General features: G+C 72.3%; 7 protein-coding genes. 6 read left to right on the top strand and 1 reads right to left on the bottom strand.

Annotated features, from left to right (window positions below; all coding sequences use genetic code 11):
• Positions 1–4: 4 nt before the first annotated feature.
• On the bottom strand, positions 5–1,474 hold the full coding sequence (locus ABME01_RS06200) for a DHA2 family efflux MFS transporter permease subunit (protein WP_353827495.1): 1,470 nt from the start codon (positions 1,472–1,474) through the stop codon (positions 5–7).
• 78 nt (positions 1,475–1,552) lie between these two features.
• Here ABME01_RS06200 and ABME01_RS06205 point away from each other — a divergent pair, with 78 nt between their 5' ends.
• The 6 genes from ABME01_RS06205 to ABME01_RS06230 all read left to right on the top strand — a co-directional run bounded on the left by ABME01_RS06205 (position 1,553) and on the right by ABME01_RS06230 (position 8,531).
• A complete protein-coding gene (locus ABME01_RS06205) occupies positions 1,553–2,182 on the top strand; it encodes a TetR/AcrR family transcriptional regulator (RefSeq protein ID WP_353827496.1) in 630 nt (209 codons plus the stop codon).
• A gap of 228 nt (positions 2,183–2,410) precedes the next feature.
• Positions 2,411–3,355 carry a sugar-binding transcriptional regulator gene (locus ABME01_RS06210; RefSeq protein ID WP_353827497.1) on the top strand — a complete coding sequence of 315 codons (945 nt, stop codon included), beginning with the start codon at positions 2,411–2,413 and terminating at the stop codon, positions 3,353–3,355.
• A gap of 34 nt (positions 3,356–3,389) precedes the next feature.
• Entirely contained in the window at positions 3,390–4,397 is a 1,008-nt protein-coding gene (deoC, locus tag ABME01_RS06215; protein ID WP_353827498.1) for a deoxyribose-phosphate aldolase, read from the top strand.
• Positions 4,398–4,414: 17 nt separating this feature from the next.
• Positions 4,415–5,977, top strand: a complete 1,563-nt coding sequence (locus ABME01_RS06220) for an aldehyde dehydrogenase family protein (protein WP_353827499.1) — start codon at positions 4,415–4,417, stop codon at positions 5,975–5,977.
• A complete protein-coding gene (locus ABME01_RS06225; protein ID WP_353827500.1) occupies positions 5,974–6,834 on the top strand; it encodes an aldehyde dehydrogenase family protein in 861 nt (286 codons plus the stop codon). Before ABME01_RS06220 ends, ABME01_RS06225 begins: the two co-directional genes overlap by 4 nt.
• A gap of 152 nt (positions 6,835–6,986) precedes the next feature.
• Positions 6,987–8,531, top strand: a complete 1,545-nt coding sequence (locus ABME01_RS06230; RefSeq protein ID WP_353827501.1) for an SDR family oxidoreductase — start codon at positions 6,987–6,989, stop codon at positions 8,529–8,531.
• Positions 8,532–8,632: the final 101 nt, after the last annotated feature.

The following is an 8,632-nucleotide window of genomic DNA, read 5'->3' on the forward strand; positions in this document are numbered from 1 at the left end:
CGGCTCAGCCCGCGACCGCCACCGGCGGCGCCGGCGCAACGGGGACCGTCCCGGTCGCCGCCTCGCCGGTCGGGGAGTCGACCTCGGATCCGGACGCCTCGTCGGCGCGTCCCGCGGGCAGGAGCAGGGCGATGACGCCGGCACCGGCGAGTGCGATGCCGCCCACGACCACCGCGGGGATCGCCGCGTCGACGTAGCCGGTGGGCGTGAGCTCGCCGCCGGCACCCGTGAACACGGCCGTGAGGACGGCGACGCCGAGGGCGCCGCCGATCTCGCGCAGCGTCGAGTTCGTGCCCGAGGCCTTGGCGTGGTCGCGCTCGGGCATGCGCGCGAGCACGGCGGTGGCCATGGGCGCGAACACCAGCCCCATGCCGATGCCGGCCAGCGCGAACGGCGGCACGAGCGTCGCGTAGGCGACCTCCGCCCTCATCGCGGAGGCGATCCAGAACATCGCCGTCGCCTGCGAGGCGAGGCCCGTGACCATGAGCGCCCGGGTCCCGACCCGCGGGGCGAGCAGGCCCGCGATCGGGGCGACCACCATGGGTGCGAGGGTCCACGGCATGGTCATGAGCCCCGCCTCGAGGGCGCTGCGGCCCTGCACGACCTGGAGGAACTGCACGAGCAGGAAGATGGCGCCGAACACCCCGAAGCTGAACGTGAGCCCGACGGCGTTGGCGACGCTGAAGCTGCGGTCGCGGAACAGCGAGAGCGGCAGCACGGGCGCGGTCGCGCGCGCCTCCCAGAGGAGGAACGCGACGATCATGGCGGCGCCCGCGACGAGCGGCACGAGCACCTCGGCGCTCGTCCAGCCCGCCTCGTTGCCGCGCACGATGCCGAACACCAGGCCGAGCACGCCGAGTCCCGCGAGTCCGACGCCGAGGAGGTCGATCGGGCGCCGCTCGCCGCGCGGGTCCTCGAGGGCGAGGCGGGCGAGCACGAGCGCGATCACGCCGACGGGCACGTTGATCCAGAAGATCGCCTGCCAGTTCCATCCCTCGATCACGGCGCCGCCCACGAGCGGGCCGAGCGCGACGCCGAGTCCGGCGACGCCGCCCCAGATGCCGATGGCCTGCGGACGCAGTCGGGACGGCACCGCGCCGGCCAGCAGCGTGAGCGAGAGCGGCATGATCGCCGCGGCGCCGAGCCCCTGCACGGCCCGGGCGCCGATGACCATCCACGGCTCGGTGCTGAGGGCCGTCAGGATGCTGGCCGCGGTGAAGACCGCGATGCCCGCCAGGAACACGGTGCGTCGGCCGACCCGGTCGCCGAGGGCGGCCGCGGGGAGGATGAACGTCGCGAAGGCGAGCGTGAAGGCGTTCAGGAACCACTGGAGCTCCTCGATGTCGGCCGCGAGGTCGCGTGCCATGACGGGGAGCGCGTTCGTGATGACGAGGTTGTCGAGCGAGGCCATGAACATCGGCAGCGACGTCGCGACGACGATCAGCCACACGGGGGCCCGGCGAGGTGAGGACATGAGGTGCTCGTTCCGATCGAAATGGAGTAATCGAATGATTACAACAGACAGTAGTAATCGACTGATAACATGTCAACCATGAACCCGAAGACCGAGCGCATCCCCGCCGCGGCGAGACGCGAGCAGATCCTCGCGGCCGCCACGACCGTGTTCGGCGAGCACGGATACGCCGCCACGACGACCGACCGCGTCGCGCGGGCTTCGGGAATCAGCCAGCCCTACGTCGTGCGGCTGTTCGGTACGAAGGAGCAGCTGTTCGTCGAGACGCTCCGGCACACCCTCGCCCGGCTGCTGGCGACCTTCCGCGGGGCGATCGCGGGGGAGGGCGGCCCAGGTGCCGTCGGCGGTGCCGGCGACCCGGGCGGTGACGCGACGAGTGCCGAGGGGCGGCTGGGCGAGGCGTATCTCGCGCTGGTCGAGGATCGCGGCGTGCTGCTGACGCTGCTGCACGGCTTCATGATGGGATCCGACCCAGTGGTCGGGCCGGTCGCGCGCGACGGCTTCCTCCAGGTGTTCCGGCTGCTCCGCGACGAGGCGGGGTTCGAGCCCGAGCAGATCCACCGCTTCCTCGCCGACGGCATGCTCATCAACACGCTGCTCGCCTCCGGCATCGGCGTGGCGGCCAAGCGCGACCGCGATGCGGCCGACCTCATGGACTGCACGTTCGGCTCGCACGTCGCCGACGTGCTCGAGCGCGCCTCCGCCTGAGCGCCGGGAGCGGCCGCGCGCCGTCGCCTGCTCGGTCCGCCCGTCCGGCCCGCCCGCGCGTTCCCTCCCGCGGGGACCTTCTCCGTGCCCGCGCTCGCGCTCGTGCCCGTGCCCGTGCCCGCGCACGGGTGCGGCCGCGGGCGCGAGCTGCTCATATGAGCAGAATTGCACGCGAGTGTTGCCGATGCGGCATCCGCTGCCTACGCTGGGTACGGCGGAAGGAGGCGAATGGACGAGACCGATGAGCTCCTCTCGATCCGCGCGGCCGAGCTCTACTACGAGGAGAACAAGACGCAGGACGAGATCGGCCAGGCCCTGCGGCTGACGCGCTGGAAGGTCGGGCGGCTGCTCGCCCAGGCCAAGCAGCAGGGATTCATCCGGATCGAGATCCTGCACCCGCGCGCGAGGCGACTGCCCATCGAGCGGCGCCTCCGCGAGGAGCGCGGACTCGAGGACGCGATCGTCGTCTCCTCTGCCGGCGTCACCTCGGCCGAGGAACTGCAGGCGCGCACCGCGCAGGCCGCCGCCGACTACCTCACCGCCCTGCGACCCGTGCCCCGCACGCTCGGCGTCAGTTGGGGTCGCACCCTGTTCGAGATCTCCCAGCACCTCCGCAACGGCTGGGCCACGGGCGTGAACGTCGTCCAGATCAACGGCGGCGTGAGCCTCAATCGCCGCGCCGGCACGGCCGCGGCCACCGCCGTCGCCATCGCCCAGAAGGGCGGCGGCAGCGCCACGCTGCTGCCGAGCCCCGCCATCCTCGAGCACCTCGCGACCAAGGAGGCCATCGAGGCCGACCGCGTCGTCGCGGGCGTGATCGAGTTCGCCCGCTCCGCCGACGCGTACCTCTTCAGCGCCGGGCCGGCCGACCACACCTCGGTGCACATCGAGAGCGGCTACCTCACCGAGCACGACGTCGACCTCCTGGTCCAGAAGGGCGCCGTCGGCGACGTCGTCGGGCGCTACATCGACTCCGAAGGCAACATCGTCGACCCGACGCTCGACGCGCGCACCGTCGGCCTCACGCTCGACGAGGTCCGCGCGGGGCGCCTGCGCATCGCGGTCATCTCCGGGCGGAGCAAGCACCCCGTCGCCGACGCGGTCGTGCGCTCCGGCATGTGCTCGGTCCTCGTCACCGACGAGGCCACCGCACTCCACCTCCTCGACGGCTGATCCGGCCGAACCCACGAAAGACAGGTCAACCACCATGTCCGGCACCTCCCTCGTCACCGCACGCGAACGCGCGGTCGCCGTCCTCGGCGGCGAGCCCGACGACGCGACGCTCCGCAGGTACCTCCACGGCATCCCCGGCGTCGACGCGGTCGGGCTCGAGCAGCGCGCCGCCGGCCTCGGCACGCGCTCCATCAAGACGTCGTCCAAGAAGTGGGCGCTCGACCGCATCATCTCGCTGGTCGACCTCACCACGCTCGAGGGGGCCGACACCCCGGGCAAGGTCCGCTCGCTGGTCGCGAAGGCGATGAACCCCGACCCGGCGGATGCCACGACGCCGCGGGTCGCGGCCGTCTGCGTCTACGGCGACCTCGTCCCGGTCGCGATCGACGCCCTCGGCGCCGCGCACGGCGACCCGGACGACGGGCTCGTGTCGGTCGCGGCGGTCGCCACCGCGTTCCCGTCGGGGCGTTCATCGCTCGACATCAAGCTCGCCGACACGGCCGAGGCCGTCGCGGGCGGCGCGGACGAGATCGACATGGTCATCGACCGCGGGGCGTTCCTCGCCGGTCGCTACGGGCAGGTGTTCGACCAGATCGCCGCCGTGAAGGAGGCCTGCCGCCGCCCAGACGGCACGAGCGCCTCGCTCAAGGTCATCCTCGAGACCGGTGAGCTGGTCACCTACGACAACGTCCGCCGTGCCTCCTGGCTGTCCATCCTCGCCGGCGGCGACTTCATCAAGACCTCGACCGGCAAGGTGCAGCCGGCGGCGACGCTGCCCGTGACGCTGCTCATGCTCGAGGTCGTGCGCGACTGGCACCTGCTGACCGGCCAGCGCATCGGGGTGAAGCCCGCGGGCGGCATCCGCGCGTCCAAGGACGCGATCAAGTACCTCGTCACGGTCGCCGAGACCGTGGGCGAGGAGTGGCTGCAGCCGCACCTGTTCCGCTTCGGCGCGTCGAGCCTGCTGAACGACGTGCTGCTGCAGCGCCAGAAGATGACGACCGGGCACTACTCCGGCGCCGACTACGTCACGATCGACTGAGACGAGAGCACCGCATCATGAGCTTCCTCGAATACGCACCCGCACCCGAGTCGCGGGCGATCCTCTCGCTGCGCGACCAGTACGGCCTCTTCATCGACGGCGAGTTCGTCGACGGCCGCGGCACCCCCTTCCAGTCCGTCTCGCCCGCGAGCGAGGAGCGGATCGCCACGATCGCGAACGCGAACGAGGCCGACGTCGACGACGCGGTCGCCGCCGCACGGCGCGCGCACGACCGCGTCTGGTCGCGCATGTCGGGCCGGGACCGGGGCAAGTACCTGTTCCGCATCGCGCGCCTCATCCAGGAGCGCGCCCGCGAGCTCGCGGTCGCCGAGTCGCTCGACAACGGCAAGCCGATCAAGGAGTCGCGCGATGTCGACGTGCCGCTCGTGGCGGCCTGGTTCTTCTACTACGCCGGCTGGGCCGACAAGCTCGACTACGCCGGCCTCGGTGCGAACCCGCGTGCGCTCGGCGTCGCCGCGCAGGTCATCCCGTGGAACTTCCCGCTCCTCATGCTCGCGTGGAAGATCGCGCCCGCGCTCGCCGCGGGCAACACGGTCGTGCTGAAGCCCGCCGAGACCACCCCGCTCACGGCGCTGCTGTTCGCCGAGATCGTGCAGCAGGCCGACCTGCCGCCCGGCGTCGTGAACATCATCACGGGCGCGGGCGACACGGGCGCCGCGCTGGTGGGCCACGAGGGCGTCGACAAGGTCGCGTTCACGGGCTCGACCGCCGTCGGCCGCGCGATCGCGAAGCAGGTCGCGGGCACCCACAAGAAGGTCACGCTCGAGCTCGGCGGCAAGGCCGCGAACATCGTCTTCGACGACGCGCCCATCGACCAGGCGATCGAGGGCATCGTCAACGGCATCTTCTTCAACCAGGGCCATGTGTGCTGCGCGGGCAGCCGCCTGCTGGTGCAGGAGTCGATCCACGACGAGGTCGTCGACCGCCTGAAGGCGCGCCTGTCGACCCTGCGCCTCGGCGACCCGCTCGACAAGAACACCGACATCGGCGCCATCAACTCGCGCGAGCAGCTCGAGCGCATCCGCGAGCTCTCCGACGCGGGCGTCGCCGAGGGCGCCGAGCGCTGGAGCGCCCCGTGCGAGATCCCCGAGAACGGGTTCTGGTACGCGCCGACGATCTTCACGAACGTGCAGACGTCGAACCGCATCGCGCGCGAGGAGATCTTCGGGCCGGTCCTCTCCGTCCTGACCTTCCGCACTCCCCAGGAGGCGATCGCGAAGGCCAACAACACGCCCTACGGCCTCTCCGCGGGCATCTGGACCGACAAGGGCAGCCGCATCCTCGCGGTCGCCGACCAGCTCCGCGCGGGCGTGGTCTGGGCGAACACGTTCAACCGGTTCGACCCGTCGAGCCCGTTCGGCGGCTACAAGGAGTCCGGCTACGGTCGCGAGGGCGGCCGCCACGGCCTCGGCGCCTACCTGGCGCCGACGTCGGCCGCCGGCACGAGCCGGACCCCGACCCGCGCCGTCGAGGCGCGCTCCGCGGCCGCATCCGAGGAGAAGCCCGCCAAGCGCACCCGCCGAACGCCCAAGCCCGCGAAGAAGGGAGCCGCGAAGTGAGCCGCCTCGCCGTGCCCAAGACCTACAAGCTGTTCATCGGCGGCGCGTTCCCGCGCAGCGAGTCCGGCCGCACCTACGAGGTGACGACGGCCGACGGCGGGTTCCTCGCCAACGCCGCGAAGGCCTCGCGCAAGGACGCGCGCGACGCGATCGTCGCCGCGCGCGGCGCGGTCTCCGGTTGGTCGGGCGCCACCGCGTACAACCGGGGGCAGGTGCTGTACCGCATCGCCGAGCTCCTCGAGGGCCGCCGGGCGCAGTTCGTCGCCGAGATCGAGGACGCCGAGGGGGCGACGCGCGCGCAGGCGGGCGCCCAGGTCGACGAGGCCATCGACCGCTGGGTCTGGTACGCCGGCTGGGCCGACAAGTTCGCGCAGGTCGCCGGCAACGCCAACCCGGTCGCCGGACCGTACTTCAACATCTCCGTGCCCGAGTCCACCGGCGTCGTCGCCATCGTCGCGCCGCAGGACTCCTCCCTCGTCGGCCTGGTGTCGGCCATCGCTCCCGCGCTCGTCGCGGGCAACGCGGTCGTCGTGGTCGCGAGCGAGCGGTTCCCGCTCTCGGCGATCAGCCTCGCCGAGGTGCTCGCCACGAGCGACGTGCCCAAGGGCGTCGTGAACGTGCTCACGGGATCCCCGGCCGAGATCGCGCCGTGGCTCGCGAGCCACTCGGACGTGAACGCGCTCGACCTCGTCGGCGCCGGCGAGCTCGAGTGGGTCGACCTCGAGATCGCGGCCGCCGAGACGCTCAAGCGCGTGCTGCGACCCGAGTCGGGCCCGGATGCGGCGGCGCCCACGCTCGACCGGATCGCCGCGTTCACCGAGACCAAGACGGTCTGGCACACCAAGAGCCTCCGCTAGCCCGTCCTCCGTCGCGACGTCGCCGTGATCCCCGGCACGGCGACGTCCGGGCGATTCACAGCGGCCGCACCGCTTCGCGCGAGCGCCCGGAACTATCGTCGTGAGACGAGCACCGCGAGCCGCGTGCGCGGCCCGGGGAAGGGGAGGGTGCCGTGCGGGTCCTGGTGACGGGGGCGACCGGGTACATCGGAGGACGGCTCGTGCCGCGACTCGTCGCGGCAGGCCACGACGTCCGGGTCATCGTGCGGCGGCCGGAGCGGCTGCGCGACGTGCCGTGGGCGGCGGACGTGGAGGTCGTCGCGGGCGACCTCACCGACCGCGAGGCCGTGACCCGCGCCGTGCAGGGGGTCGACGTCGTCTACTACCTCGTCCACTCGATGGGCGGGCGCGGCGACTTCGAGGACATCGAGCTCGCCATCGCCCGGAACGTGGCCGACGCGGCGGCGGCCGGCGGCGTCGGGCGCATCGTCTACCTGGGCGGCCTGCATCCGGGAGAGGGTCCGCTGTCGCGGCACCTCCGGTCGCGTGTGCGGGTGGGGGAGATCCTGCTGGGTTCCGGCGTCCCGACGGTCGTGCTGCAGGCGGGCGTCATCATCGGGTCGGGCTCCACCTCGTTCGAGATGATCCGCCACCTCACCGACGTGCTGCCGTACATGCCCGCGCCCCGCTGGGTGCGCAACTTCATCCAGCCGATCGCGGTGCGCGACGTGCTGCACTACCTGATCGAGGCCGGCGACGTCCCGGCGGAGGTGAACCGGGCGTTCGACATCGGCGGGCCCGACGTCCTCAGGTACGGGCAGCTCATGAACGGATACGCGGTCGAGGCGGGCCTGCGGCAGCGGCCGATCGCCGCGCTGCCGGTGCTGACGCCGTGGCTCGCGGGACAGTGGGTCAACCTCGTGACGCCCATCCCGCGCCGGCTCGCCGTGCCGATCATCGAGTCGCTCCAGTTCGACTGCGTCGCACGCGAGCACGACATCGACGAGGTCATCCCGCCGCCGAAGGGCGGGCTCACGCCGTACCGTCGCGCCGTGCGCCTCGCCCTCGAGCGCGAGCGGATGGGCGAGGTCGAGACGAGCTGGCGCAATGCCGAGGTGGCCGGTGCGCCGAGCGATCCGCTGCCGAGCGATCCCGATTGGTCGGGCCACAGGGTCTACACGGATCGCCGTGAACGGGACTCGGCGGCGCCGGCCGAGTACCTCTGGTCGGTCATCGAGGGTGTCGGCGGCGAGAACGGCTGGTACTCCTTCCCGCTCGCGTGGGCCATCCGAGGCTGGATCGACAAGCTCTTCGGCGGCGTCGGGCTCCGCCGGGGCCGGCGCGACCCGGAGACGCTGCACCCGGGCGACGCCGTCGACTTCTGGCGCGTCGAGCGCATCGACCGACCGAGGTTCCTGCGGCTCCGCGCGGAGATGAGGGTCCCGGGGCGGGCATGGCTGGAGATGTCGTGCGAGCCGGACGGCTCCGGCTCGCACTACCTCCAGCGTGCGGTGTTCTTCCCGAAGGGCCTGGCGGGCCGCCTGTACTGGTGGTCGATCGTGCCCATCCACGGGATCGTCTTCGCCGGGATGGCGAACCGGATCACCGCGGAGGCGGAGGCGGAGGCCGCCGCGGCGCAGGCCGAGGCCGAGTCGGCGGAGGTGGCGCCGGACGGGTCGGTCCGGGGCGCTCCCGCGCGGATCCGCACCATCCGATAACGAAACGGTAACGACCTTTGCTAGGGTGACCTGCACGGTCCGCGCAACGAGGCACGGATCGTGGAAAGGCCCGATCCGTGCGTCACACCCGAGACGCGGTC

Source organism: Agromyces litoreus, assembly GCF_040496015.1.
GTDB classification, from domain to species: domain Bacteria; phylum Actinomycetota; class Actinomycetes; order Actinomycetales; family Microbacteriaceae; genus Agromyces; species Agromyces litoreus.